A 25,331-nucleotide genomic window follows, 5' to 3' on the forward strand; every position below is an offset into this window, starting at 1 on the left:
AAATCAACCACGTCCGCGCCTGTTTGGGTAGGCCATCCGAAAGTCGGAGCGGCCATCTTCGGCGAGTTCGCTCTGGGACAAGTAGGACAGCATGAAACCTGTCATGGTTTCGCGGCTTGTCCAAGCCGGGCGGGCCTGCCAAAACCGGCGGGTCCGTCGTTTGCCGACCAGGCAAGACCGACCAGCCTAGACCCACCAGGGAAGAGACGAAGAGCACCCGATGACAAAACTGACTTTTGGCGCACTGATGATCCTCACCGTGACTGCCACCGCACCCGCCGCGATGGCGCAGGATGTTGCGGCCGGCAAATCGTCGTTCAACAAATGCCTGGCCTGCCACGCCATCGGCGAAGGCGCCAAGAACAAGGTCGGCCCCGAGCTCAACGGCCTCAACGGCCGCAAGTCAGGCACCGCGCCGGACTACAATTATTCGGATGCGAACAAGAATTCCGGCATCACCTGGGACGAAGCCACGTTCAAGGAATACATCAAGGACCCCAAGGCCAAGATCCCCGGCACCAAGATGGCGTTCGCCGGCATCAAGAATGAGAACGAGATCAACAATCTCTGGTCCTTCGTCGCGCAGTTCGACAAGGACGGGAAAATCAAGCAGTAAGCGCGTGAACGGCGGCCGCCCGAGCTTCGGTTCTGATTGAGTCAGAACCGAAGCTCGGGCTTCTTGTTTTGACGCGTTTTCTTCACGCGAACCGGTATCCACTTCGCTCGAAAACGCTTTAATCGGCGGCCGCCTGCGCCGGGACGATTTTCCCGATCATCGTCTCGATCTCCGTCTTCACCAGATCCGGCACAGCGTTCTGCACCATGTGGCCGAGATCGGGCAGCACGATCAGCTTTGCACCCGGCACCATCGCGGCGAAGGGACGCGCGTGGATGCCGGTCTTCACCGTCTTGTCGGGCTCGCCGGCGATGATCGTGACCGGCGCCTTGATCTCGCCGTAACGCGCAGCCTGCGCCGTCACCGCTTCCTTCAGCGTCACCAAATCGTAGGCATTGGCGATGAACTCGCGCGGGCGCAGCAATAGCGGCGTCGCGGAGTCCTGCACGAAGCCATCCGGCATGGTCTGCGGCACGAAGACGCTGCGCGCGCCGGCCTCGGCAACGAAATACCCCATCGGCAGCGTGATGGTGTAGGCGAGCAGCGGGCCGATCACCGGCGTTGCGATGATCTCGTTGTAGCGGCCGACGCCGCCGCGCCAGGGATGGGTCACCGGCGCCAGCATGACGAGACCGGCGACGCGGCCGGGATGATCGAGCGCGATCCGCGCGCCGAGCGCACCGCTCCAGGAATGCACGACGAAGACCGCGCGATCGATCCCGAGCTTACGAAGCGCCTCGTCAATCATCCGGGCCTGGATCTGCGGCGTCGAATCCTGCCGCCGCATCCGCGTGCTCCAGCCGTGACCGGGACGGTCGATCAGGATGACGCGATGGTCTTTGGCCAGGAGGTCGCCGAGCGGACGCCGCATCGCTTCGAGATTGGAGCTCGCGCCGTGCAGCATCACGATCGGCACGCCTGAACCGCGCGGACCGATATCGACGACGTGAAGCACAGCGCCGTCGACCTCGACCATCCGGCCCTGAGGCGGAAAGGCGCGTTGCACGGCAAGGACGCCGGCCTGCGTGGCCAGCGCCAGCAGAACCAGCGCGGTCACGACTGACATCACGATCATGGAGAGAATCCGGGCGATCCAGGGCACCTGGCAGTTACGAGACTAGCGGGCGGCAGTTTCGCTCCGTGGAACCCGGCGCTCCACTTGAAAAGCCGGGGCTGTGGATATGTGCATAATTCGAGCATGAAAAAAGTCAATAAAATCAATGGTATTCCCCACAGCGCGCAAGCCTCGGACCAGCTTCATGCAGTCGTCATCGCGGCTTCCATATAATCGCCACGGTCGGTTCCGCCATCTAGGCGCGGGTGGGCGCCGATCCTCCTCGCAAACTCCAAGGGGATGCGGGAAGGCCGGCAGGATGTGTCCTGATTTGAACCGGAGAATGTCGATGAGCTTCAGATCCAAAGACACTGCGATCGACGAGATCGTGGCGAGCTGCAACGGTGACCTGCGCGGTGCAGTGCGGGCACTGCTTCTGATCAACGAGCATCTCGAGACGGAGCTTGCAAAGGCTTACGCCGCGGCCGCCGATCACGGCCTTGTCGAGCGCGCCGGTAGCGTCCTGCACTAAGTGCAGGCTAGTTCGTTCCGTCCTCGTCCTTTTCCTCGTCGGGTGTGACCGCAGGGCAGGCGCGGATCGTCGAACGGGCAAGCTTGGCATCGGCCCTGGACGTGTAGGGACCGTCGCCGAACCAGATGTCGCCGATGATCACGGGATTGCTGGTTACGATGTTGCATTTGCCGGTGGCGCGATTGCCGACCACCCAGAACAAGCCGTCGGCGAGGCTCATCGAGCCCGACGCGAGCAGCAATACACCTGCAAAGATCAAACGCTTCATGGCCGTGCTCCTGCCATGCAGGTAGGCCTGCGCGCGCTTCAACAATACCCCTGAGAACACCGCACATGTGATCGTGGTTAATCCGCGCACGCCGCAATCACTCGGGAAATGATCAACTTGTCCGCTAGATGTCGCGGCCTTCGACCTTCTCGGTCAGCGCCTTGACCTGCTCGGGGATCTTCTCGAGGTGCGGATTGACGGCCAGCGCCTTGCGGTAGGCCTCAAGCGCACGTTTCTCGTCACCGACCTCCTGCATGATCATGCCGAGGCCTGCGAGCGCGCCGAAATGGCGCGGCTCCCGGATCAGCACCTCGCGGATGTCGGCAAGCGAGCGGCCGTAGTCATTCTGCATGTAGTAGAGCGTGGCGCGCCGGTTCCAGGCCTCGATGTAGTCGGGCCTGAGCTTGATGACCGAATCCAGCAGCTTGATCGCAATGTCGATCTTCTGCGCGTCGACCGCGGTCTTGGCCCGCGCCATCAACAGCGATGCGGTGTCGCTCGGGGTCTGGATCCAGATCGCCCAGATCCGTGCCTCCACATGCTTGGCGCTGGCCTCGTCCGGCGCGGCCTTCAGCGCGCCGAACAGGAAATCGAGATTCTTGCTGCGGTCGACCTTGGGCAGCTTGGCCGGCGCCTCCGGCAGCTTCTTCTGTTCCTTGCCGGGAGGGGCAGGCAGCTCTTTCTGCGCCAGGGCTGGCGTAAGGCCAGTGGCGCCCAGCACAAGGGCCAGACACAGGGTGCGCGCGAAAGGGAAGCTCACTGCCAAGAATCTCACTGCCATGGCCAAAGTCTAGACGCGCAAAGCCGCCCTTGCAAAGCAAAGGCGGCGTCAAACTCGTGTGAGCCGTGGTCTTGCGGGGCGCGCGCGAGGCGACCGCGAGGGCAATATCAGCCCTGGCGAGCCTTGAAGCGGCGCTGCACCTTGTTGATCACATAGACCCGGCCCTTGCGGCGGACCAGGCGGTTGGCGCGATGGCGACCGCGCAGCGATTTCAGCGAGTTACGGACCTTCATGGCAGAATCCTGAACGTTCGAAAGGCCGTGTTCGGCACTACCGTTTCGGCACGCGCGAATGTGGCAAAATGAGATCTTTCCCGCTGGCGGACCGACCGCCCGGGACGGGGCGGTTCTTAAGGCATGGGAGGACCGGATGTCAATGTTAACTGCCCGGTTCCGGACCAGCAAATTCTGGAAAACAACCCCATGCAAAGTAGAAAGCAAGTAGAAACGGCCGGATCGGCCCGATCTACGCATTTGTCGACTTGGGGCTTCGCTTCGACGACGTGCCTTGCCAAATTCGTTATATCATATAATCAATTCGACAACCCGTCGGGAGGAAACCAATGCCGAAGCTGAAGCTGCCCAACATCGACGATGTCGTCGCCATCGACATCCACACCCACGCCGAGGAGCCCTGCGGCACCCATCCCGACGACGGCTATGACGACTTCCAGGCGCAGATGGCGGACTATTTCAAGTCGCCGCACAAGCATCCGCCGACCGTGCCGGAGACCGCGGCCTACTATCGCTCCAAGAACATCGCAGCCGTGATCTTCCCTGTCGATGCCGAGCGCGAGACCGGCTTCCGCCGCTACAAAAATGAGGAGATGCTGGAGATCGCCTCCGACCATCTCGACGTCCTCATCCCCTTCGTCTCGATCGACCCGCACAAGGGCAAGCTCGGCGTGCGCGAGGCGCGCAAGCTGATCGAGGAATACGGCGTCCGCGGGTTCAAATTCCATCCGACCATGCAGGGCTTCTACGCCAACGACCGCATGGCCTATCCGCTCTACGAAGAGATCAACAATGGCGGCGCGATCGCGCTGTTCCACACCGGCCAGACCGGTGTCGGCTCCGGCATGCCCGGCGGCATGGGCATGCGGCTGAAATATTCCAACCCGATGTACATGGACGACGTCGCGGCTGACTTCCCCGACCTCAAGATCATCCTCGCCCACCCCTCCTTCCCCTGGCAGGAGGAAGCGCTCTCGGTCGCGACTCACAAGCCGAACGTCTACATCGACCTCTCGGGCTGGTCGCCAAAGTATTTCCCGCCGATCCTGGTGCGCTACATCAACTCGATCCTTCAGGACAAGATGCTGTTCGGCTCGGACTGGCCGGTGATCACGCCGGACCGTTGGCTGTCGGACTTCGCAAAAATCGAGATCCGCGACGAGATCCGGCCGAAGGTGCTGAAGGCCAACGCGCGCAGGCTGCTGGGGATCTAGCCGCGTACTCATCGCCACGGCGCATTGAGGGCTTCGACCGGTTGCCGAAGCCCTCACGCTCAGGCGCTCGAGGCCTCGCTGAGGCGGGCAAGGCGGCCCTAAAACTCCAGCTTGTCGCGTATGGCGTCGATTCCGGCCCTGGCGCAGGCTTCGTCAGCATCACCGCCGGGCGCCCCAGACACACCGACGGCTCCGACCAGCGAACCGCCCGCTTCGACAATCAATCCGCCACCTATAATGACCGTGCCGGGGAGATTGCGGATACCGGCCTGCATCATGCCAGGTTGGCTGACGGCATTCAGTTCGGTGGTGCTGGTACGGAATGTTGCTGCGGTCCACGCCTTGCCCGAGGCCGTTGAAACGGTGTGAGCACCTGCGAACCTGTCACGAAGGATCACCTGTGTCCCCCCGAAGCGATCGACGACCGCGACGGCGACCTGGTACCCGCGTGATCGGCAATCGGCAAGCGATGCCCGGGCCAGATCAAGCGCCAGCTCAGGACTCAGGGATTTGTAGGTCGCGAGCGGCTCCTGCGCCGTTGCCGGGTGCGCGAGCATCAACAGGACGGTGGCCGCAAGCAGGGTTCGAGCGAGCATGGTTTCTCCGACGTGAGCGGGTCGACGCCGATGTTAACCTAGTTCAGCGCACCGTATGTCAGGTCGTCGAATACGGTGACACTGTCGGCCTTGGTCCACAAGCCGATCATGCCGGCGTCCCTGATCGATTCGTCCTCCACCTCGAACATCGGCTTGCCGTCATACGTCACCTTGAATAGCTTTCCCGCGAATTCGCAACGTAGGGAATGCCATTGACCTGACGGCACCGATACCTTGACGCCATAGCCGCCTTTCCGGCCGACAATATCGAGCGCGCTGCGAACACCCTTGATCGTCTTGTAGAGCACAACATTGTCTTCAAGCGCGTTGGCCCGCACGACATAGTAATTGTCGGCATCCTTTGCGCGCCAGACAATACCGGCCGCACGATCCTCGGAGCCTGCGATCGCCTTGAACTTGACCTCGACAAACCCGTCCAGGATGCTGGTACCGTTCCTGAGCGCCACTGGAAACGTCGCCTGACCGGATTGTTTCAGGACGTTCGGCTTGCTTGGCGCCGTCGACTCCACCTCGACCGTCCATTTGGGCTGGCCACGACCCGTCATCGTCAGAGTCCAGCCTTCGGGCGCTGCGCCGGTTGCTGCGTTGTCAAAATTTACAGTTTCTGCCATCGCGTTTCCTCCCACCAACAATAGGAACAACGCCGCCCCCAAGAGCGCTACGCTCATTTTTTGCACGACGTCTAAGCTTCCCGCCTGTATTGATCGTACAGTGTTGCAGCGTTGTCCCACTTGATCGCTTCCATGTAGATGTCGACATACTTCGCGGCCGCCGCGCCATAATCCATATGATAGGCGTGCTCATACATGTCGAGCACCAGCACGGGGCGTCCGCCGGCCAGCGTCGTCGTGTGGTCGGCGGCCCACTGATTGACCAGCCGCTTGTCGCGCGGTGAGTAGGAAAGAATCACCCAGCCGGAGCCGCCGCCTTCGGCCTTGCCCATGGCGGAGAACTCCGCGCGCCACCGCTCCATGCTGCCGAAGTCGCGCGCGATCGCGTCGGCAAGTGGTGTGCTCGGCTTGCCGGCACCGCCGAGCCCGTCGAAATAGATTTCGTGGAGGATCATCGAGTTTGACGCGACGAGTTCCTCGCGCTTCAGGCCGTTGATGACGAAGTTCGGAGCTTTCGCGAAGTCGAGCTCGGCGAGTTGCGTTCCGATCGCGTTGAGTCGCTTTACGGCACCGACATAGTTGTTCTCGTAGTGGCTGACGAGCACCTTCTCCGAGATGCCGGCAATGGATTTCGGATCGAACGGCATCGGCTTGGGCTGGTATGTCATTGGCCTGGCTCCTGTTGGCTGATTGGCTTGCGCAAGGGCTTGCGTCCCCGCGAGTATTGCGGTCGATGCCGCGGCGGCCCCCACGCCCCTGATGAAGTCTCGGCGGTCGGTATTCGTCGTCATGGAGTCCTCCACGTCATCGTCGTCCCCGACTTGCCCCGTGTGCTCGCTAGCTCTTGGTGCTCGCCGTCTTGTCGAGTGCGCAAATAGACCGCGCGGTCCTTGTCGATACGGACATCGACGAGGGTCGGCGCGCTGGCGGCGCCAATTGACGGGACAATTTCTCTGATGAGATCGAGATGAAAGAAGACATGCGGCGTCCTTGGTGACCAGGACGCGATACTTGGGCATGTCGCCTCGCGGGGAGATCGCAAATCCCCGTACCCTGAATTAAACGCCTGCCGGCGGCAGTGTCAATCTGCTGCGCGAGGTCGACGGGGTGACGATTGTTTGAAGAAGGTTCCGACCTTGTCGAGTACCGGGCCGTTTCGGTATTGTCCGTGCGCCACCGCAAAGTCCCAAAGGAGCGAGCCATGAGCATCAAGGCCGTCGTCTTCGACGCTTACGGAACGCTGTACGACATCCAGTCGGTCGCAGAGATCACCGAGGATGCTTTTCCGGGTTATGGCGAGATCATCACGCAGGTCTGGCGGATCAAGCAGCTCGAATACACCTGGTTGCGCTCGCTGATGCGGCGCTACCAGGATTTTGCCGCCGTCACGCGCGACTCGCTCGCCCATACGCTGCGCCTGCTCGGGCTCGCCTACGAAGGCGAAGCGTTCGAGCGGGTGATCGAGAAATACCTGGATCTCGATCTCTACCCCGATGCAGCCGCCGCGCTTGCCGCGCTGAAGCCGCGAAAGCTCGCCATCCTCTCGAATGGCAGTCCGGACATGCTGAATGCGCTCGTGCGCAATTCCGGGCTCGACCGTCTGCTCGACGCTACCATCAGCGTGGATGCAAAGAAGGTCTTCAAGCCATCTCCAGAGGCCTACACGCTGATCGGCGAGACGTTCGGCACCAAGCCGGATGAGGTTCTGTTCGTCTCGTCCAATCCCTGGGATGTCGCCGGCGCGAAGTCGTTCGGGCTGAACGTCGCCTGGATCGAACGCGTGACGCCCGAGGCGATGGCGCTGGCTTGCGTCGAGAACGAACTCGTGGCACCGCTGACGATGTATAAGGCGATCCGGACCCAGATGGACGAGCTAGGGTTCGCGCCGGATCATCGTGTCCGCGCGCTCTCGGAACTGCCAACGATCGCCTAAGCATCGCCGCCCGCCCATGAGTCTGGAATGAGCTGTTTGGAATGAGCCTTCAATCCGTTCGCGCCTTCTTCGCCGAGAAAGCCCCCGACATCTCCGTCATCGAATCCCCGATCAGCTCGGCCACGGTGCCGCTGGCCGCCGAAGCCTATGGCGTCGAGCCCGGCCGGATCGCCAAGACCCTGTCGTTGCGCATCGGCGAGCGTGTGATCCTGATCGTTGCCGCCGGCACCTCGCGCATGGACAACAAGAAGGTCAAGGCTGCGTTCGGCGGCAAGCCGAAGATGCTGGGGCTGGAGGAGGTTGCCGAGATCACCGGCCACGAGGTCGGCGGCGTCTGCCCGTTCGGACTGAAGTCACCGCTGCCGATTTATTGCGATGTGTCGCTGAAGGCGTTCGACGTGGTGGTGCCGGCCGCAGGCTCGACCCACAGCGCCGTGCGCATCACACCCGAGCGGATGGCGGAGCTCACCGCGGCCGAATGGGTCGACGTCTGCGAGCACAGGCCTTAAGGCGGCTCCGGCCTGTCCTCGTGAACCACGGCGCGGAGGCAGACCTCACGCCAGGTCGGTTTTGGCACCTGGCTGGCTGCATTCGTTGCACGGGTATGACGGTTTCGGGACTGGACGACCGGTCGTTGAGCCGCGATGGGGCCAGATGCGATGCCTGATGCAATTGCCGGTCAGGGAGGCTACCATATGGACCATGACCGACGACAAGGTGAAACGACGATTGACCACCGTCCTGTGCGCTGACGTGCAGGGCTATTCTCGCCTCATGGAGGCAGACGAGACCGGAACGTTGGAGACGCTGCGCCGCTACCGCACTGCCTTTGCGGGACTGGTGGAGCGTCATGACGGCCGGATCGTGAATACCTGGGGCGATGCTGTGATCGCCGAGTTCGCCAGCGTCGTCGAGGCCGTGCAATGTGCGGTCGAAATTCAGCAGGAAATTTCCAACCAGGATTCGGACCCACCTCACGCGAACCCGATGCGGTTTCGCATCGGCATTAACCTCGGCGATGTGATGGTGGACGGGTCCGACATCTACGGCGACGGAGTCAATATCGCGTCGCGGCTGCAAGAGCTCGCCGAACCCGGCGGCGTTGTGATCTCAAGCTCCGTCTACGATCAGGTGCACAACAAATTGTCCGTTGGCTTCGACTGTCTCGGCCAGCGACCAATGAAGAACGTTGCTCCCATGACCAGCTATCGCGTGGCCATGAGCGGCCAAAGCGCTGGGCGACGGAGCTTCCCGGTTGACGAAAGCCTCCCTTCCCAGGGGCGGGCAGTTGCAGATTCGGAAACTGGCGCGCGATGGATTGACAGCAGGCACGAGCCATCCACCTGGATGGGCTTCGTCTCGGATTGGCTGGCGAAGCTGCCCCGCCCGGTTGCAGTGGCCCTCACGGTTTCGGGCTTTCTGATTCTGATCAACGTTTTCACCGGCATGCACAAGATCTGGTTCCATTGGCCAGTCGCAGCATTGCTCTTCGGTGCCCTCTTGCGGACAGCGCTCCGGCAGCGACCCGAGCCGAACAGCAAGCGGGAGCGCCAAACGAGTCGGGAGTGAGACGGTCGCTTCAGGTTATGACTTGAGCATGACCTCTTCGGAAAATCGCATCACACTTTTCCGGATCATGCTCTAGTCGTTGTCATCATCATAGGGACGTGGTGGCGCGGCGACAGGCGGCGGCGCATTGTTGTAGCGCGGCGGCGGCACAGACCGGCCGCGCGGGACCGGCTGCTGCGGCTGGGCCTGGTTGTTCGACTGGAACACCGCCCGGCATGCGCTCGAAAGTTGCGGCGTGTTCTGCTGCAGGCAGGCCACAATGCGGTTCGTATCCGGAATCTGGTCGCTGCACAGGCGCCAGACATCCGGCGTGCACGCCATCTGCTGTTCCATTGTGCCGCGATAGTCCTGGGCTGACGCCGCGCCCTGCGCGACGATGCCGCTGACTGCAAGCGCCAGACCCAGCGCAATCCGCTCTGTTCGCATATCCCGATCCTTCTCGATTCCCTTGATTTGTCTTCAATCAATGAGACGCGGTCAGGTTCTGAACCAACAAAAAAATGTGAAAATGCGGCGGGAACCTATTCCACCTTGCCGATCTTCTTCACCGCCGCGATCAGCCGCGCGCTGTCCGTCGCCACGAATTGCGAGAATGCCGGCGCGTCCTGATAGGCGGCCAGACTGCCCGAGGCCTCGAAGCTCCTGAGCACATCCGGACTCGTCATCACCTTCGCCATCGCTTCGCGCAGGCGGCTCGCGACCGGCGCAGGAAGAGCGCTCTGCGCAAAGAGCCCGGCCCAGATGTACATCTCGACGTCCTTGTAGCCGAGCTCCTGAAAGGTCGGAACGTCGGGGAAGCTCGCGATGCGCTGTGCGCCGCAATTGCCGAGCACGCGCAGCTTGCCGTCGTCGACCTGCGGCTTCAAGGTACCGGGCGCGGCTGCTATCGCCTGCACGGTGCCGCTGAGCAGCGCGGTCAGCGCCGGGCCCGCGCCGCGGAACGGAACATGCAGCAATTTGATGTCGGCGCTGCTCGCGAACATCTCCATCGCGACATGCAGCGTCCCGTAAGGACCGGACGAGCCGTAAGTGATCTGGCCCGGCCGCTTCTTCGCATCCTCGACGAAATCCTGCGCCGTCTTCCACGGCGCCGAGGCCGGCACCGCGAGCAGCGTGGGATCGGCGAGGACGCGCGCGATCGGCATGAACTGCGAGACTTCGTAGGCAACGGGTCGGTCGAACAGACGGTCGGCCTCGGGAAGCACCGCGAGCGAGGACAGCGTCATCAGCAGCGTGTAGCCGTCGGGCTCTGCGCGCGCCGCCGCGGCATTGCCGACCGATCCGCCGGCGCCACCGGCGCGGTTGTCGACGATGACGGGCTTGCCGAGGATCCGCTCCAGCGCCATCGCGACGGGGCGCGCCGCGAGATCGGCCTGGCCGCCGGCCGGAAACGGCACGATCATGGTGATGTTGCGCACCGGATAGGCTTGCGCGAAGGCCTTGTCAGGTAAAGCAGCCCGCAACAACGGCAATGCCGCAGCGGCGCGCAAGAGATCGCGTCGATCCATCATAGTCCCCTCGCCCCCGATTATCTTTGTTTCGCTGGCAGCCTAACCGGCCGAGCGGCAAGAACAAGGCGTTTACGAAGTATTGACCATGTTCGGTCCGGCCCGGAACGCTTCCGTGAACCCGCTGTTGCCCTCTTGAGGGAGTGAGTGATGCGGAATCTTGCGACCATCGACGTCGCCCTGGACGAGATGCTGGTGAATCTCGCAGCGATCGTCTTGCGGCTTTCAAAGCCCGAATTGACGCGAACGCCGGAAGCGCGGCGCGCCCTGGCGCAATCGGTCCATCAATACACCGCCTGCGCGGCGCGCTCGAACGACCCGCGTGTTCATGAACTGAAGTCGCAGCTGGAGGAGACGCTGAAGCCAGCCTTGCGCATTGTCGCGATCAACGGCGTGAAGGTGTCGTGATCGGAAGTCGTAATCTGAAATGGTGGGCACGCTTCGCTTTGCCCACCCTACGATAGTTGTGCGGAGGATCGACGAGCGAGATCTCGTAGGGTGGGCAAAGGCGCGCTCTTCGCGCGCCGTGCCCACCATCATTCTCCGAACTGCCCCGCGATATCCCGCATATCCCCTCCCCAATCCACGGGGAGAGTGCCTTGGTCGACGTAGCGATGGAAGCTGCTGAGCGACCAATCGCGCACACGCGTGACGAGGCCATGCTTCACTGGATTGAAGTGGATGTAATCGACGTGGCGCTCCAAGTCCGCGTCGTCTCGAATCGCGTGCTCCCAGTAGCGGCGCTGCCAAATTCCCTTCTCGCGCTTGAGTGACTTGCTTGCCGAGCGCTCCTGCGCTTCCAATCCTCGCGAGAAACCGCCCTTGATCAAATTCCAACGCGACGAAAAGTCGGAATCATTCTTCGGGAGCGACCAAATGGCATGGAGATGGTCGGGCAGGATACAGATCGCGACGGTCTCGAACGGTCGGCGCTGCTGAACGGTTTGGTAAATTCGTCTTAGGCGATCAACATGATCCGCGAGCAGAGTGCTTGAACGATCGGCGAGCACGACCGTAAAGAAGAATGTGCTGCCTTGTGTGCGCCGATATCGAGACATCTGCGATCCCATCAGGCAAAGGCGTGGGCACGCTTCGCTTTGCCCACCCTACGATAGCCGTTTGCAGGATAGACTAGCGAGATCACGTAGGGTGGGCAAAGGCGCAACGCGCCGTGCCCACCAAGGGATCTACCCCGCTTTGTTGACACCTTTCTTCGGCCGCCGCTTGCACGTGCCCGGCAGCTTCGCCGCGAGAAAATCGCCGAGCGCCTCGACGCGTGCGGGGCGCGGGCCGCCGGGTGGCGTGACCAGATGCACGGCGCCTTCGGCCTGCTTCCAGTCTTTCAGGATCACCTCGACTTCGCCGGACGAAATCGCCTCGCCGACGATGAACTCGGGCAGCTCGGCGATGCCGAGACCGGCGATCAGCGCCGGCATCACCGCTTCACCGTTGTTGACGCGAAGCTGTCCGCCCGGACGGACGCTGGCCTGCTCGCCTGCCGAATTGGTGTAGTTCCAGACATTGGGCGTGGAGAGATAGGCGTAGCTGAAGCATTTGTGTTCGGCGAGATGCATCGGATGCGTCGGCCGGCCATGTTTCTTGAGGTAGGACGGCGCCGCCACCGTGAAGCGCGGCATGGTGAAGAGCCGCCGTGCGATCAGCGAAGAGTCCGGCAGCCGCGCGATCCGCACCGCCATGTCAAAACCCTCGCCGATCAGATCGATCGTCGCATCGCTCAGATGCAGATCGACCGAGACCTCCGGATAGGTTTCGAAGAACTCCGGCAGCAACGGCGCCACCGCCTTGATCCCGAACGTCATGGGCACAGCGAGCCGGACCAGGCCGCGCGGCGCCACCGATTGCGCCAGCGCCTCGTTCTCGGCCGCCTCGCCGTCGACGAGCAGGCGCGTGGCGCGTTCGGCGAGCTTGTGCCCGGCATCGGTCAGCGCCAGCCGCCGCGAGGTGCGGTTGAACAGCCGGGCACCGAGTCGTTCCTCCAGCCGCGTGACCGCCTTGGACACCGTTGCCTTGGACATCGCGAGCTCGCTCGCGGCCCCCGCAAACGACCGTAATTCCACGACTTTTGCGAAAATCGCGAGCGCCTCGAAATCGGGGAGTTTTGCCATGTGCGCCGGTCCAATTGGGGTATTTCAGGAAACAATGCGTTTCAACAGTTTCTATTTCTATACCACAGACGGAGGCTTATCCAAGGGTCATCAGACATTCAGGAATGGAGAAATCCAATGACCAAGAAGCTCTCAGGCAAGGTTGCCCTCGTCACCGGCGGCTCGCGCGGCATCGGCGCGGCCTCGGCCCGCGCTCTCGCCGATGAAGGCGCGGATGTCGCCATCAGCTATGTCGCCTCGCCGGAAAAGGCCGAGGCGGTCGTTACCGAGCTCAAGGCCCGCGGCGTCAAGGCGCGCGCTTTCAAGGCAGACCAAGCCTCGGCCAAGGACGTGACGCAGCTCGTCAACGACGTCGCCAAGGAATTCGGCCATCTCGACATCCTCGTCAACAATGCCGGCGTTGCCGCGGGCGGAGCGATCGATGATGCGAAGGCTGACACGGCCGCGCTTGAGCGGCAGGATTCCATCAACGTACACGGCGTGATCGCGGCGATCCGCGCTGCTTCGCAATTGATGGGCGAAGGCGGCCGCATCGTCACCGTCGGCTCCATGCTCGCCGACCGCGCCTCGTTCCCGGGGCTTGCCGACTACGTCGCCACCAAGGCGGCCGTCGTCGGCTACACCAAGGGCGCGGCACGCGACCTCGGCCCGCGCGGCATCACCGTGAACGTGGTGCAGCCCGGCTCGATCGACACCGACATGAACCCGAAGGACGGCGGCGAGTTCGCCGAGACGCAGCGCAAGCAGCACGCGCTGCAGCGCTTCGGCCGCCCCGAGGAAGTCGCCGCCGGCGTCGTGTTCCTCGCAAGCCCGGAAGCCTCCTTCGTCACCGGCACAGTGCTCAACGTCGACGGCGGGTTCGGCGCCTGATCAAGGCGCCACCCGTTCAACCCAAAGGATCACACAAAGGAATTACGCAGATGATCGAACTCAGACCTTTCGCAAAGCTCGGCGGCGCCGATCACGGCTGGCTCAAGGCCAAGCACCATTTCTCCTTCGCCAGCCACTACGACCCAAACAACATGGGTCATGGCGCCCTGCGGGTGTGGAACGACGACGAGATCGCGCCGAACACCGGCTTTCCCGCCCATCCTCACGCCAACATGGAAATCATTACCTATGTGCGCGAAGGCGCGATCACCCATCAGGACAGCCTCGGCAACGAGGGCCGCACCGAAGCGGGCGACGTGCAGGTGATGAGCGCGGGCAGCGGTGTCCGCCACTCCGAGTACAATCTGGAGCCGACCAAGACCCGCATCTTCCAGATCTGGATCGAGCCTGTGGCGCGCGGGGGCCAGCCGACCTGGGGCTCGAAGCCGTTTCCGAAGGCGGACCGTTCCGGCAAGCTCGTCACCATCGCCAGCGGCGACGAGAACGACAAGGACGCCTTGCCGATCCGCGCCGACGCGCGGGTGCTGGCGACCACGCTCAAGGCCGGCGAAACGGCTGAGTATTCAGCTCAGAAGTCGCGCCACCTTTATCTCGTGCCAGCGGCAGGCGCGGTCGAAATCAACGGCGTGCGCGTCAATGCCCGCGACGGCGCCGCGATCCGCGACGAGGACAGGCTGAAGATCACGGCTCTGGAAGATTCCGAGCTCGTGCTCGTCGACGCGGCTTAAGCGCTATCCGTCATGGCCGGGCTTGTCCCGGCCATCCACGCCCCACCATGGGCGCACAAGAACGTGGATGCCCGGGACATCTAGCGCGAAGACGCGCTTCGCGCTTCTGCCCGGACATGACGTCCCCCACAAACAGTCAACATCGATCCCAACGGAGACCACCATGACCAAAGTTCTCGTCCTCTATTATTCCGCCTATGGCCACATCGAAGCGATGGCCCATGCCGTCGCCGAAGGCGCGCGCGAGGCCGGCGCCACCGTCGACATCAAGCGCGTGCCTGAGCTGGTGCCGGCCGAGGTCGCCAAGGCCTCGTACTACAAGGTCGACCAGGCTGCGCCCGTCGCCAAGATCGAGGACCTCGCCAATTACGATGCGATCATCGTCGGCACCGGCACCCGCTTCGGCCGCATGGCCTCGCAGATGGCGAACTTCTTGGACCAGGCCGGCGGGCTCTGGGCCAAGGGCGCGCTGCACGGCAAGGTCGGTGGCGCCTTCACCGCGAGCGCGACCCAGCATGGCGGCCAGGAGACGACGCTGTTCTCGATCATCACCAACCTCTTGCATTTCGGCATGGTCGTGGTCGGTCTGAACTATGGCTTTGCCGGCCAGATGAAGCTCGACGAGGTCACCGGCGGCGCCCCCTACGGCGCCACCACGATCACCGGCGGTGACGGCAGCCGCCAGCCCAGCGCCAACGAGCTCGCCGGCGCGCGCTATCAGGGCCGCCAGATCGCGGAGACCGCCAAGAAACTTCATGGCTGAACTTCATGGCTGAGCGCAGTTAGGCTTTATGCACGAACGACTGCATGGCTGATGCGACGCGGGCGGCGTTCTCATTCGGGAACGCCGCCCCATTTACGTGGTCGGGATATTTGACCAAAGCGATACGAATGGCTTTCGAACTCTTGTTGATCGCGCAGATGATCCGCAGGCCTGCGCAAGCATTGGCGCGGCGCTGGTATTGCCGCAGCCTGTTCCGCGCCTCGCGCGGCCGGTTGCATTGCGCCGGGTGCGCGAAATCGTAAGGCGCGAGCGGTCCGTCACGCCTGCGTGAGGTCGGCGTGGGGCTTGATTGAATCCGTCGGAACGGGTGCTGCAGCCGTCGAAAGCCACCAGCCCTCACCGGCAAACCAGCACGTCTCGTCCGGAGCGCCGCCTCTGCGCAGCGACTGTACGCTCTCCCATCCTTTCGCGAACGCCTCGGCCAATCGCCGGCCGGCATCCGCGTCCTGCAGTCCCGCGCAGCCGATGAACTGGGCTCGACTCAGGAATTTCGCCGGCCAGACCGTGCCCTCGTCCGGGCGCGTGATCATCAACATGCCACCGAGCATGCCCTCCGGCGCCAACGGAAACACCAGCCGGCCGCCGGGCCGCAGCGCATCGAGCCATTCCGTGGCCGGCTGCGCCGCACCCGCACAGACATAGATCACATCCGCTCCCGGTAAATCGGACGCGATGCCCGAGCGATCTTCCAGCTCGACATGCGGGATGTCCTTCAGATTTTCGCGCGCGAGCGCCGCCAGGCCTTCGTCGATCTCATAGGCATGGACACGGCCCGAAGGTCCCGTGAGCTCGGCGAGAAGGGCCGTGTAGTAGCCGCTGCCCGCACCGATCTGGATCACCGTCTCGCCTTCCCGCACACCGCAGCCGCTGAGCCAATAGGCGTGCGCGCCCGGCATCCCGATATTGAGGCCGCGCGCCGGATCCAGCGCCAGAAGCGTGTTCTGATAGAGGAAGGCGGGATCATCGTCGGGCGTCACGACATAGGGATGGCCACCGACGGAGATCGACCACGGTCCGGGTCCGGCGAAGGGTTCGCGCCTGACCGTGCTAAAGGCCTGCTCGATACGGGGATCCGTCGTCTTGGCCGCAGCGCAGATCAACTGCGCATAGAATGCGCGATATTTCGCCGAACGATCTTCCATGTCGCCTCCGGAAAGCGGGGGCGACGATAGCACAACGCGCGCGATCATCGAAGCTCGGCGCAATCGAAGGCTTTGTGACAGCCCGGTGACGTGTCGATCGCGCGGGCCACGCCTCAACCGCGTTCGGTCTTCTTCCTGATGAGGTCTTTACCGATCGGTCGCGCCGGCTCGCTCCGCAGCACGAGCGAGGTCGTCACAGTGCCGAAGCCGGCGATACGATCCACGATCGTCTCCAGATCTTCCGGCGCCGGAACCAGCACCTTGAGCACGAAGCAATCATCGCCGGTCACGCGATGGACTTCGACGATGTGCGGAATCTCGCCGAACCGTTTGAGGCAGGTCTTGATGTGCTCATGCGAGGTGCGCAGGCGGACCAGCGCCATCAGGCCGAGCCCTAGCGCGCGCGGATTGATGCGGGCGCCGTAGCCTTCGATAATCCCGGCTTCCTCGAGCCGCTTCACGCGCTCGGAGATGGCCGGCTGAGACAGCCCGACGGAACGGCCGAGCTCGGACAGCGGCACGCGCGCATTGACCTGCAATGCCTCCAGGATCTTCAGATCCTTGGTGTCAATGCTTCCGAAGCGATCCAAGACAATTCTCCATTCCACCTTGAGATCATCGGCAGATGATCTCTTTCGCCGATGACTTGCCATGTGACGCAGCGCCAAGACCGGCCACACTGCACGTGCATCTCAGATATCACGGGACGATCATGCACGACATCATCACCTTGCCCGGCCTCGGCGGCTCCGCAGAAACTCATTGGCAGACACTCTGGGAGCGCAACGATACACGTTTCACGCGGTTTCAGCCGGCGAGCTGGGACCGGCCGGAGCTCGCCGATTGGGAGCAATCCCTGGAGCAGGCGGTCGGGCGCTGCGCGAAACCGCCGGTGCTGGTCGCACACAGCCTCGCTTGCCTGCTGGTGGCGCACTGGGCCACGCGCTTCCCATCCACGATCGCGGGTGCTTTTCTGGTCGCGGTGCCCGATCCCGATGGCGCCAATTTTCCCGCGGAGGCGGCTGCGTTCAAGCCGGTGCCGGACCGCACGCTGCGCTTCCCCTCGCTCATCATCGCCAGCACCGACGATCCCTTTGGCAGGCTCGATAAGACGCAGCAGCGGGCGCGTGCCTGGAAGTCCGGTCTGATCGTGCTGGGCGCCCTTGGCCACATCAATGCGTCGAGCGGGCTCGGCGACTGGCCGCAGGGTCGCGCGCTGCTGGACGCCTTCAGTGCCGGCCTTTCGAGATGACGCGCGTACTGACGGCCTCCGTCACCGCATCTTGCGTATCGCCCTGCTGGCGAAGGCGGCGAGCCTGGGATAGCGACGCAGGTTCTGCGCGGTATGGTCGCGCCATGCATAGGGAGCGCCGCGCCAGGACAGCGCGATGCTGACATCGGTCAACGCGACCTTCTCGGCGCCGAAGCGGCGCTTGTAGTCCTGGTTGCCGATGCTCAGATCGAAACGGCGCACGCCCTCTGCATGCAGCGCCGCCATGGTCCGTTCGGTGACGAGCAGCCCCGGCGAGCAGTTCGGCCATGAATCGGCGGCGTGGCTGATACGCAGAAGGAAATAGCTCGCACCAAACCTGACACCGAACGTGGTGGCGACGACGGCCTCGTCGCAGACCAGCGCCGAGATGACGGCATAGCCCTCCGCGATACCCTGGCGGGTGACCTCGCGATAGAACCGGGCATGAGCGTCGTCGTTGAGGACGAAGCGCGAGCCGAGCTTTCGCATGCGGGCCTGCTGCTGGACATCCATCACGTCCAGCATCTCGCGCGCACGCGCGACATCCGTGGCGATCTCGAACCGCGCGCCGGCATGACGGCTGAAGACCCGCCAGCAGCGCGGCATCTGCATGCGCTTGATCGAGGCCCGATAGGCTTCATAGTCGTCGCCCGTCAGCACGAGGTTGCCGTTGAGCGAGCAGGATCCGATCCGTCCGAGCGACACCAGCGGGTTCGGCTTGTCGCCAACATGGGCCGGCATCTTCTTCAGCCGCAGCAGATCGAAGCAGTCGGGCAAGGCGCGCACCGCGTCGACCAGCGCCCTGCCGATCGCATCCGTCGCCGCAGCGTCCAACGCGGCATCGAGCGCCAGGATCGGCGCGTTGTTGTCGGAGACGCCGAGGTCGGCGAATTCGACGATGCGGATGCCGCGCCTGATGTGGCTGATCATCGGCACCACCGCGATGTCCTTGCCGGTCGCGGCATCGGAGATCAATGCGATCAGCGGTGCAAAGCCGTGAAACGCCTCGTACCATGCGCCGAGCCAGTAACCGTGCTGGAATGCGGTGCGATGCCCCACGCTCAGGCGCGATGCGGCCTGCCGCCAGTCACGCACGAAATCGACAGCGATTCCCGACGTGCTGGACACAAGACCATCTGATTGCTCGACGCTGAGAAACGTCATCCGCGGGACATGCGATTACTGAATGTTTCCAGATAGATTATGTTTGTCGCAGACCACAAGTGACGTAACGGCTTATCGTTAAGCCAACATCACTATCGCTCCGGCTGCGACAAGCTGTCAGCGCTCCGGTTCCGTCTGTTCGACGCACTGGAACCTGGCGAGGAAATGCAGGCCAGCCACTGCAAGCGCGAACATGAACCAGATCGGATTCTGCCGTTCGAGCAGGAACGTCTCGGTGGCCCCGTAATACAGGCCGAACAGCCATACGGTGAGGAACAGTTTTGCCAGCGCGCGACTACGGTTGTGAGCCTGGGCCGACTGGAAATTGCCGAGCGGTGCGAGCACGAAGACGAGGATCACGAGCATCAGCCCCGGCAGGCCGATGGTGACCGCGAGGTCGAGATAGCTGTTGTGGCTGTGCGCCGCGGACGTCGCCCATTCGGACCCCTGGGCGGTCTGCCGCGCGGTCACGTCGTCCCAGAACGCCGCATAGCCGTGACCGATGATCGGCTTCTCGGCGACGGCCGCGAGCGCGAATTCCCAGATGGCGGACCGGCCGGTGAAGGTGGGATCGAGGGGAAGCAGCCGCGTCAGCGCCCCGAGCGCCGGGCTCAAGACGCTGCCGACCGTCAGCAGGTTCATCACGATCAGCGGCACGAAGCAGATGAGCCGCTTCAGCCACAGGCCTGGCGTGGCATAGACCAGCGAGGCGAGCGCGTAGATCGCAAGGCACAGCACCGTCGACGTCTTGCCGCCGGTGTAGATCAGGAAGATGCCGGCAAGCGCGGCGATCGCGGGCCCCATCACGAACGAGCCGACGCCGCAGAGATAAATACCGACATAGACCAGGATGGTCATCACCGGCGAAGCGATGTTCTTGTGGCCGAAGCTGCCGCGCCAGTCGCCGGCAAGCTGCGGCTCGGTGAGATCGAGCGCGGTGTGCATCGAATATTGCGGCGCGAGGAAGACGCCGAGATAGCACAGCACCAGCAGCACGAGCGCGGCGCCGCCTAGACACAGGTTGAAAGTCCGCTGTGTCGGCGGCAGCAATGGCAACAGCATGGCGAGCGACGTCACGCTGACCGCCAGCACGAAGCGCTGGATCGAAACGCCGCGGCTCTCGGAGAAGACGATGTTGATCAACAGCCAGCCGACGAGGCAAAGATGCAGCGGCGTCACCAGGCTCTTCAGCGCAGGCGCATCGGTGGCGGCGACGAACAACATCGCGACCGCAGCCAGCAGACCCCAGGAGATATAGGTGAGCGCCATGCGCCCGCCGACGACCGTGGTCACATCCTCGTTGCGAAGGTCAGGAAACGGATCGAGCGTGATCAGCACCAGCAGCAGCGCCGCAACCGCGACGAGGCAGCGCGCCGCCCGCGCGGCATTCAGCCCCGCGAGCCCATCGTGCAGGACGCGGCCCAGCGTTCGGGTCTCCACGTCGGTCATGTCAGCGGCGCTGCGATCCATGCTTCGATCCATGGCTCAAGGCAGGTGGTGAAGCCGGGGACGCTTTGAGTCTAGCCCATCCTTGTTAAGCATCCGTCAACCAATAGGGCCGAGGCCTGCGTTGCCGCCTGCGGCCGCACGATGCTGCGCGCGATCTCGTAATATTGCAGCGCCCGCTGCTCCAGCGTGAGATTGTCGAGCACGAAGCCGCGCGGATCGAACGCATCAGCGGTGCAGCCGGCCCAGAAACGGTCCCAGCCAGCCTCGAACCCCGCGATGTCGATGAACTTGGCGCCGCAGCGGTTGTCCCAATACGGCACCGACGACACCGGTGCGAACCGGACGCGGTGCGGATAATAATCCGGGTCACGCCACGGGCCGCCGGGATCCCAGGCGAATACCGGCACGCCGCAGGACAGAGCCTGCTGATAGGCGATGCCCTGACTCTCGTTCTGGCACAGGAAGATCATCGCGCGCGAGCACGCCAGCGCGGCCTGATAGTCTTCTTCCTTGTAGCTGCCGTAGCGCAATTCCGTGAACGAGCGGCCCTCCTTGAGGAGCCGGGCGCGGACGGGCTCGATCAGCTCCGGCGCATAGCGCTCGCGGTCCCAATGGACCTTGTCGTAGATCAGGACGTCGACGGTCTTTTGCGACGGCGCCGACGGCGCCCAGAGATCCGTGTCGATGCCGATCGGCCAGGCCTCCGTGTCGGGCCAGTACGGCCGGTACATGTCGACGTACCAAGGGCCGGGCACCACGACCTTCTTCACCGGCAGCCGCTTGAACAGATCAGGATCGTCCAGCGGATGATTGTGGGCGGCGACGCCGAGCAGGATCGGATTCTTCCACGCGAACTTGTCGAGCAGGAAGGTGCGACCGATGATGCAGGCGAGTTCGTCGGGATGCTGCGCGATGTAGCCGTAATCGTTGACGCGGTAGCGGATGCCGAGCCGGTCGAGCCCTGCGCAGAGATTGAGGAACACGCGAAGCTGCCCGCTCATGCGCGGCTCACCGAGCAGCATCCGGCGCGCCATGCGCCGCAGATGCCGGTCGCCGGGAAACCAGCGATCGTCCTTGTCCTCGTAGAAGAGGTTGAGGACCATGGCATCGGGGTCGTGTTCGAACGTCTTTGCGGGCACTAGATCCATCCGCGGCAAACAGGTCCGCATTCTCGCATGGGACCCGCTGTCGCACTCTTAAATTTGCGACAGGCTTAATGCCCGCGGCTTAACGCTAATCTACGAAACCAGAAACACGCAGGCCTTCGCGACAACGATTTGGCCGTAATGCGAGTATCATTCGCGGCGGGCCAATGTCGCGATTGATCGCAATGCCAGTCGGCAGATGCGCCCTGGTTAACAGACCCTTAAAGGCGAGCCGTGGCCCTGATCACTGCCGAAGATGTTCTCGATTTGCCGGCTACCTCGCGCGTCGTTCCGGCGCCGCGTCTCCCGCTGCCGGCCGGCTCAACCACATCGGTGTCCGTCGTCATTCCCGCCAAGAACGTTGCGGCCTATATCGGCGAAACCCTCGCCAGCGCACTGGCGCAAGGCGAGATCACCGAAGTGATCGTCGTCGACGACGGCTCGAGCGACACCACCACGGCCATTGTCCGCGCCATTCGTGACCCGCGGCTGCGCCTGATGACCAACGACTCCGCCGGCGTATCCGCCGCGCGCAATCTCGGCGCACGATATGCGAGCGGCGAATGGCTGCTCTTCCTCGATGCCGACGACCGCCTGCGCCCCGGCGCGGTGGCGGCGCTGCTGGCGGCGGCCCGCGGTGCTCCGCGCGCGGTTCTCGTCTACGGCGACTACAACACGATCGACAGCGAAGGACGGCAGATTGGCCGGCGGGGCCTGCTGAAGGGACGCCGCAAGCCGTCAGGCGACGTGCTGGCGCGGCTCGCGGCCGGCAATTTCATCGTCAATGGCGGCATCGCGCTCGCACGTGCGGAGGCGTTCCGCGCCATCGGCGGCTTCGACACGTCCCTCAGATATTGCGAGGACTGGCATTGCTGGTGCCGCCTCGCCGCTATCGGCGAGTTCGAGTTCGCACCAAAGCTCCTGCTCGACTATCGCCTGCACACCGCCAACACCATGAATGCGGCGGTGCGGACGCCGAAGGACTTCTTCCCTGCGATCGCGCGGGTGTTCGACGATGGGCTGATCCTGGCGAGACTGCCCGAGGGTACGGCGGCCGGGCTGCGCCAGGCCGCCGAGGTCCATCTCGTCACCTATTCGGCGATGCAGGCGGTCCGCTTCGGCAGATATCGCGACGCCTTGGCTTATCTCGGGATGGTCGGCCGGCGCTCGCTCAAATCGCTGCCCCGCGCCGCGGTCAGGGTCGCCCTCGCCCGTTTGGGCATCTAACCCGCGTCACGACACGATTTTCGAGGCCTCATAGGGCTTCGGAGCGAAGCCGAGCGCCGCGAGCATTGAGCCAAGCGCGACCAGCGCGGGATGCATGGCGACGACGGCCTTCGATGTCGCGAGCAGACGGGCCGAGCGCACCAGCGACAGCGGCAGCCGTCCTAGCATCTGCGCGAACACCCGCGCCCGCGCGCCTGCGCTCTGTGCGGCCTTGTACTGCACGCGATAATTGATAGCGCCAATACGCAGGCTGCGCTTGGCGATCCAGCCGAGGCTGGTGCGGCTTTGCGGCACGGTCTCGGTGATGACCGCCTCTGCCGTCCAGTGGAAGATCATGCCGGCATCGCGGCACCGCACGAAGAAATCGCAATCGCCGCCGCCGAGGAAATTGAAGCGCAGGTCGAAGGCGGGACGATCGAACCGCTCGAACGCCGCGCGCGTGATCAGGCAGTTGCCACAGCCATAGATCAGCGGCACCGCGCCGCTGTAATCATATGCGGGGCAGAAGGCGGGATGACGTGCCAGCCAGGGCTTGCTGTCGTCGTCGAAGACCGGCAGCACCGGCCCGCCGACCACGTCGGCGCCGGTCGCCTCCGCGGTGCGAACCATCAGCTCGAGCCAGTCGGGCGAGGCGATCTCGTCGTCGTCGATCATCAGGAAGCGGGTCGCGGCCGGAAACAGCGCCTGGGCCGTCTCGAAGGCGGCGTTGATCGCCTGGCAATTGCCCTGCCGTTTCTCGACCAGGCAAACGCCCTGGAGCCGGTCGTCGGCCAGATACTCCGCGGCAACCGGCGTGCTTTCGCGCCCCACCGCGTCGTTCTCGACCATGACCACCGCGAAGGAGCGCGGCGTGCGCTGGCTCGCGAGCGAGTCCAGCGTCAGCCGCAGATGGTGCGGGCGGCGGAAGCATGGAATGCAGACGACGATGCCGACCGACAGGTCGATGACGCGGGAGCTCGCCGCGATCTCCCGGTTGGGATCGCGCACGGCATCCGAGATCCGGCTGGCGGAAAGGTCTGTCGGGATCAGCGTCATGGCATCCTAGATGTCCGATATGTATTGAAAAAGCCCTGCGTCAATCGCGCAGCAATCGGCGCTGTCCTGCGACGGCACATCGCCGCGGGACATATCAGCCCCAAAATGAACGGCGGGCCCGAGGCTCGCGACGGCGCAACGCCGCCGATCTCCCGCCCTCCATACACTTAACCGCTTTTGCGCGTTTCTCCTGCAAGTCCCTGCATACGTGATAGTGCAATTCGCAGTCCATCACGCGCACAACAGCGCAACATGGACAATGCCGTAGTTAACGCCTGCCCGCATTAACCCGACCGTAAGCACCGCGACCGGTGAAGCGGCCCGGCACCGGATTTGCTCTTCGGGCATGCGAGATTTTTCCTGTAAATTTGAGTCGAACAAGCGCGGTCAGAAAAAATGAACAAGCCAGCCTCGATCGATTTCGCGACAGCCACGGCGATCCAAATCCCAACGGCCACGGCACGCACCCAGGCGCTGCACGATCTGGTCCCCGGCGAAGCCCGCGACAGCCTGCTCGCCGTCCACGACGTGCTCCGCCGCGAGCTGCCGCAGGGCCAGCTCGCCACCTATGAGGCCGGCGGCGGCTCGTGCAGTGTTCTGCCACCGGAGCTGCTCAACCGCAGCAAGGTCACCGTCGTCGACATCGACGAGGATCAGGTCCGCAACAACACTTACGCCGACGAGGCGATCCTAGGCGACGTGCAGACTTACAGCTTTGGACGCGAAACCTTCGATCTGGTGATCTGCTACAACGTGATCGAGCATCTGCCCCATGTCGATGCCGCGCTCCTGAATTTCCGCGACGCACTCAAGCCCGGTGGAATGATCCTGATCGGCGCACCCAATCCGCGCTCGCTGTCGGGCGTCGTCACCAAATACTCGCCGCACTGGTTTCATGTCTGGTTCTACCGGAATATCCGAGGCATCAAGGATGCCGGCCTGCCCGGCGAGCCGCCGTTCCCGACCTTCTTCCATCCGCTGGTGACGCTGCCGCGGCTCGAAACATTCGCCGCGGCCAACGGCCTCGAGATGATCTACCGCCGCGAGGTCGAGAGTCCGCGCTATCCCGAGATGCGCCGGCGCAAGCCGCTGTTCGCCGCTCTGGTCGATGCCGGCGCCGCCGTGATGAACGCCGTGCTGCCGGGCAGGATCGACGTTCGCCGCGGTGATTACCACGTCATTCTGAGGAAGCGCTGACGATCATGGCACGCGCGCGGTCCATCGCGGGACGAGCGAAGCCTTGCGGCATCGCTGCGCGCGGTAACGAACCGTTAATTCCTTGGGGACCTCAGCGTCATCGCGACGCGTCGAAGAGTGGCATGCGCTTAAACGCTTTGTTTGCCATTTCGGTGAATAGTCCCTCAATGAGTATGGTTAATTTTCCCTGTTGCGTTGATTGGGCATCTATATCCCGGGTGCGTGGCGTAAAGCGAAGAGTAACCCCTCAGCCCG

General features: G+C 63.6%; 31 protein-coding genes. 14 read left to right on the forward strand and 17 right to left on the reverse strand.

The window, feature by feature from the left end; translation table 11 throughout:
• Positions 1-220: 220 nt before the first annotated feature.
• A complete protein-coding gene (gene cycA / locus AB7531_RS38260; protein ID WP_063985638.1) occupies positions 221-616 on the forward strand; it encodes a cytochrome c-550 CycA in 396 nt (131 codons plus the stop codon).
• A 118-nt stretch (positions 617-734) separates the two neighbouring features.
• Here cycA and AB7531_RS38265 read toward each other — a convergent pair whose 3' ends face one another.
• The gene (locus AB7531_RS38265; RefSeq protein ID WP_063985639.1) at positions 735-1,691 is read right to left on the reverse strand and encodes an alpha/beta fold hydrolase; all 957 of its coding nucleotides are present in this window, start codon (positions 1,689-1,691) and stop codon (positions 735-737) included.
• 328 nt (positions 1,692-2,019) lie between these two features.
• Between AB7531_RS38265 and AB7531_RS38270 the strand changes: the two genes are divergently transcribed.
• Complete coding sequence (locus AB7531_RS38270) at positions 2,020-2,202, forward strand: hypothetical protein (protein ID WP_063986707.1); 183 nt, start codon at positions 2,020-2,022, stop codon at positions 2,200-2,202.
• 7 nt (positions 2,203-2,209) lie between these two features.
• On the opposite strand, the gene AB7531_RS38275 is transcribed toward AB7531_RS38270, so the two are convergent.
• The 3 genes from AB7531_RS38275 to ykgO form a co-directional block, all read right to left on the reverse strand.
• On the reverse strand, positions 2,210-2,470 hold the full coding sequence (locus AB7531_RS38275) for a hypothetical protein (protein WP_063986708.1): 261 nt from the start codon (positions 2,468-2,470) through the stop codon (positions 2,210-2,212).
• Positions 2,471-2,594: 124 nt separating this feature from the next.
• Positions 2,595-3,251, reverse strand: coding sequence for a tetratricopeptide repeat protein (locus AB7531_RS38280; protein WP_094184308.1), 657 nt, complete (start codon positions 3,249-3,251; stop codon positions 2,595-2,597).
• Between the two features lie 107 nt (positions 3,252-3,358).
• Positions 3,359-3,484: a type B 50S ribosomal protein L36 gene (gene ykgO, locus AB7531_RS38285; RefSeq protein WP_006611362.1), complete on the reverse strand. Its 126-nt coding sequence runs from the start codon at positions 3,482-3,484 to the stop codon at positions 3,359-3,361.
• Positions 3,485-3,813: 329 nt separating this feature from the next.
• Between ykgO and AB7531_RS38290 the strand changes: the two genes are divergently transcribed.
• A complete protein-coding gene (locus tag AB7531_RS38290; RefSeq protein ID WP_028147972.1) occupies positions 3,814-4,698 on the forward strand; it encodes an amidohydrolase family protein in 885 nt (294 codons plus the stop codon).
• Between the two features lie 98 nt (positions 4,699-4,796).
• On the opposite strand, the gene AB7531_RS38295 is transcribed toward AB7531_RS38290, so the two are convergent.
• From AB7531_RS38295 to AB7531_RS38305, 3 genes are read right to left on the reverse strand one after another with little or no spacing between them, the layout of a single operon-like run.
• Positions 4,797-5,294 (reverse strand): GlcG/HbpS family heme-binding protein, encoded by a 498-nt coding sequence (locus AB7531_RS38295; protein ID WP_063985640.1) that lies wholly within the window; start codon positions 5,292-5,294, stop codon positions 4,797-4,799.
• 38 nt (positions 5,295-5,332) lie between these two features.
• Positions 5,333-5,983: a hypothetical protein gene (locus tag AB7531_RS38300; RefSeq protein ID WP_063985641.1), complete on the reverse strand. Its 651-nt coding sequence runs from the start codon at positions 5,981-5,983 to the stop codon at positions 5,333-5,335.
• Positions 5,984-5,997: 14 nt separating this feature from the next.
• A complete protein-coding gene (locus AB7531_RS38305; protein WP_028147969.1) occupies positions 5,998-6,594 on the reverse strand; it encodes a superoxide dismutase in 597 nt (198 codons plus the stop codon).
• Between the two features lie 533 nt (positions 6,595-7,127).
• Between AB7531_RS38305 and AB7531_RS38310 the strand changes: the two genes are divergently transcribed.
• From AB7531_RS38310 to AB7531_RS38320, 3 genes are all read left to right on the forward strand, one after another.
• The gene (locus AB7531_RS38310) at positions 7,128-7,859 is read left to right on the forward strand and encodes a haloacid dehalogenase type II (RefSeq protein ID WP_063985642.1); all 732 of its coding nucleotides are present in this window, start codon (positions 7,128-7,130) and stop codon (positions 7,857-7,859) included.
• A 41-nt stretch (positions 7,860-7,900) separates the two neighbouring features.
• Positions 7,901-8,368, forward strand: coding sequence for a YbaK/EbsC family protein (locus AB7531_RS38315; protein WP_014491890.1), 468 nt, complete (start codon positions 7,901-7,903; stop codon positions 8,366-8,368).
• 193 nt (positions 8,369-8,561) lie between these two features.
• Positions 8,562-9,428 (forward strand): adenylate/guanylate cyclase domain-containing protein, encoded by an 867-nt coding sequence (locus AB7531_RS38320; RefSeq protein ID WP_063986710.1) that lies wholly within the window; start codon positions 8,562-8,564, stop codon positions 9,426-9,428.
• Positions 9,429-9,500: 72 nt separating this feature from the next.
• Here the strand turns inward: AB7531_RS38320 and AB7531_RS38325 are convergent, their stop codons facing one another.
• Both AB7531_RS38325 and AB7531_RS38330 read right to left on the reverse strand, forming a co-directional pair.
• Positions 9,501-9,854: a cysteine rich repeat-containing protein gene (locus tag AB7531_RS38325; protein ID WP_063985643.1), complete on the reverse strand. Its 354-nt coding sequence runs from the start codon at positions 9,852-9,854 to the stop codon at positions 9,501-9,503.
• A gap of 95 nt (positions 9,855-9,949) precedes the next feature.
• Positions 9,950-10,936 (reverse strand): tripartite tricarboxylate transporter substrate binding protein, encoded by a 987-nt coding sequence (locus tag AB7531_RS38330; protein WP_063986711.1) that lies wholly within the window; start codon positions 10,934-10,936, stop codon positions 9,950-9,952.
• 150 nt (positions 10,937-11,086) lie between these two features.
• Between AB7531_RS38330 and AB7531_RS38335 the strand changes: the two genes are divergently transcribed.
• The gene (locus tag AB7531_RS38335; protein WP_063985644.1) at positions 11,087-11,344 is read left to right on the forward strand and encodes a hypothetical protein; all 258 of its coding nucleotides are present in this window, start codon (positions 11,087-11,089) and stop codon (positions 11,342-11,344) included.
• A gap of 128 nt (positions 11,345-11,472) precedes the next feature.
• On the opposite strand, the gene AB7531_RS38340 is transcribed toward AB7531_RS38335, so the two are convergent.
• Positions 11,473-11,994 (reverse strand): REP-associated tyrosine transposase, encoded by a 522-nt coding sequence (locus AB7531_RS38340; RefSeq protein ID WP_063985645.1) that lies wholly within the window; start codon positions 11,992-11,994, stop codon positions 11,473-11,475.
• Positions 11,995-12,123: 129 nt separating this feature from the next.
• Positions 12,124-13,062: a LysR family transcriptional regulator gene (locus AB7531_RS38345; RefSeq protein ID WP_028147962.1), complete on the reverse strand. Its 939-nt coding sequence runs from the start codon at positions 13,060-13,062 to the stop codon at positions 12,124-12,126.
• Positions 13,063-13,179: 117 nt separating this feature from the next.
• On the opposite strand from AB7531_RS38345, the gene AB7531_RS38350 reads away from it, so the two are divergent.
• The 4 genes from AB7531_RS38350 to AB7531_RS38365 all read left to right on the forward strand — a co-directional run bounded on the left by AB7531_RS38350 (position 13,180) and on the right by AB7531_RS38365 (position 15,707).
• Complete coding sequence (locus tag AB7531_RS38350; protein WP_063985646.1) at positions 13,180-13,932, forward strand: SDR family NAD(P)-dependent oxidoreductase; 753 nt, start codon at positions 13,180-13,182, stop codon at positions 13,930-13,932.
• A 50-nt stretch (positions 13,933-13,982) separates the two neighbouring features.
• Entirely contained in the window at positions 13,983-14,681 is a 699-nt protein-coding gene (locus tag AB7531_RS38355; RefSeq protein ID WP_028147960.1) for a pirin family protein, read from the forward strand.
• 163 nt (positions 14,682-14,844) lie between these two features.
• A complete protein-coding gene (gene wrbA, locus AB7531_RS38360; RefSeq protein WP_063985647.1) occupies positions 14,845-15,444 on the forward strand; it encodes an NAD(P)H:quinone oxidoreductase in 600 nt (199 codons plus the stop codon).
• Positions 15,445-15,488: 44 nt separating this feature from the next.
• Positions 15,489-15,707 carry a hypothetical protein gene (locus AB7531_RS38365; RefSeq protein WP_187388105.1) on the forward strand — a complete coding sequence of 73 codons (219 nt, stop codon included), beginning with the start codon at positions 15,489-15,491 and terminating at the stop codon, positions 15,705-15,707.
• A 15-nt stretch (positions 15,708-15,722) separates the two neighbouring features.
• On the opposite strand, the gene AB7531_RS38370 is transcribed toward AB7531_RS38365, so the two are convergent.
• Together AB7531_RS38370 and AB7531_RS38375 are read right to left on the reverse strand one after the other, a co-directional pair.
• Complete coding sequence (locus AB7531_RS38370) at positions 15,723-16,607, reverse strand: protein-L-isoaspartate O-methyltransferase family protein (protein ID WP_063986712.1); 885 nt, start codon at positions 16,605-16,607, stop codon at positions 15,723-15,725.
• Between the two features lie 113 nt (positions 16,608-16,720).
• The gene (locus tag AB7531_RS38375) at positions 16,721-17,197 is read right to left on the reverse strand and encodes an Lrp/AsnC family transcriptional regulator (RefSeq protein ID WP_063985648.1); all 477 of its coding nucleotides are present in this window, start codon (positions 17,195-17,197) and stop codon (positions 16,721-16,723) included.
• 122 nt (positions 17,198-17,319) lie between these two features.
• Here AB7531_RS38375 and AB7531_RS38380 point away from each other — a divergent pair, with 122 nt between their 5' ends.
• Positions 17,320-17,859, forward strand: coding sequence for an RBBP9/YdeN family alpha/beta hydrolase (locus AB7531_RS38380; RefSeq protein WP_063985649.1), 540 nt, complete (start codon positions 17,320-17,322; stop codon positions 17,857-17,859).
• Positions 17,860-17,880: 21 nt separating this feature from the next.
• On the opposite strand, the gene AB7531_RS38385 is transcribed toward AB7531_RS38380, so the two are convergent.
• The 3 genes from AB7531_RS38385 to AB7531_RS38395 form a co-directional block, all read right to left on the reverse strand.
• The gene (locus tag AB7531_RS38385; RefSeq protein WP_231143642.1) at positions 17,881-19,023 is read right to left on the reverse strand and encodes a GNAT family N-acetyltransferase; all 1,143 of its coding nucleotides are present in this window, start codon (positions 19,021-19,023) and stop codon (positions 17,881-17,883) included.
• A 117-nt stretch (positions 19,024-19,140) separates the two neighbouring features.
• The gene (locus AB7531_RS38390) at positions 19,141-20,493 is read right to left on the reverse strand and encodes an O-antigen ligase family protein (RefSeq protein WP_063985651.1); all 1,353 of its coding nucleotides are present in this window, start codon (positions 20,491-20,493) and stop codon (positions 19,141-19,143) included.
• A gap of 50 nt (positions 20,494-20,543) precedes the next feature.
• The gene (locus AB7531_RS38395; protein WP_063986713.1) at positions 20,544-21,611 is read right to left on the reverse strand and encodes a glycosyltransferase; all 1,068 of its coding nucleotides are present in this window, start codon (positions 21,609-21,611) and stop codon (positions 20,544-20,546) included.
• Positions 21,612-21,857: 246 nt separating this feature from the next.
• Between AB7531_RS38395 and AB7531_RS38400 the strand changes: the two genes are divergently transcribed.
• A complete protein-coding gene (locus AB7531_RS38400; protein ID WP_038942514.1) occupies positions 21,858-22,844 on the forward strand; it encodes a glycosyltransferase in 987 nt (328 codons plus the stop codon).
• Between the two features lie 6 nt (positions 22,845-22,850).
• Here AB7531_RS38400 and AB7531_RS38405 read toward each other — a convergent pair whose 3' ends face one another.
• Positions 22,851-23,879 carry a glycosyltransferase family 2 protein gene (locus AB7531_RS38405; protein WP_063985652.1) on the reverse strand — a complete coding sequence of 343 codons (1,029 nt, stop codon included), beginning with the start codon at positions 23,877-23,879 and terminating at the stop codon, positions 22,851-22,853.
• A gap of 396 nt (positions 23,880-24,275) precedes the next feature.
• Here AB7531_RS38405 and AB7531_RS38410 point away from each other — a divergent pair, with 396 nt between their 5' ends.
• The gene (locus tag AB7531_RS38410; RefSeq protein ID WP_063985653.1) at positions 24,276-25,076 is read left to right on the forward strand and encodes a class I SAM-dependent methyltransferase; all 801 of its coding nucleotides are present in this window, start codon (positions 24,276-24,278) and stop codon (positions 25,074-25,076) included.
• The last annotated feature ends 255 nt before the right edge of the window (positions 25,077-25,331 follow it).

It is taken from the genome of Bradyrhizobium sp. 63_E2_N1_3, assembly GCF_052076005.1.
Lineage (GTDB): Bacteria > Pseudomonadota > Alphaproteobacteria > Rhizobiales > Xanthobacteraceae > Bradyrhizobium > Bradyrhizobium barranii.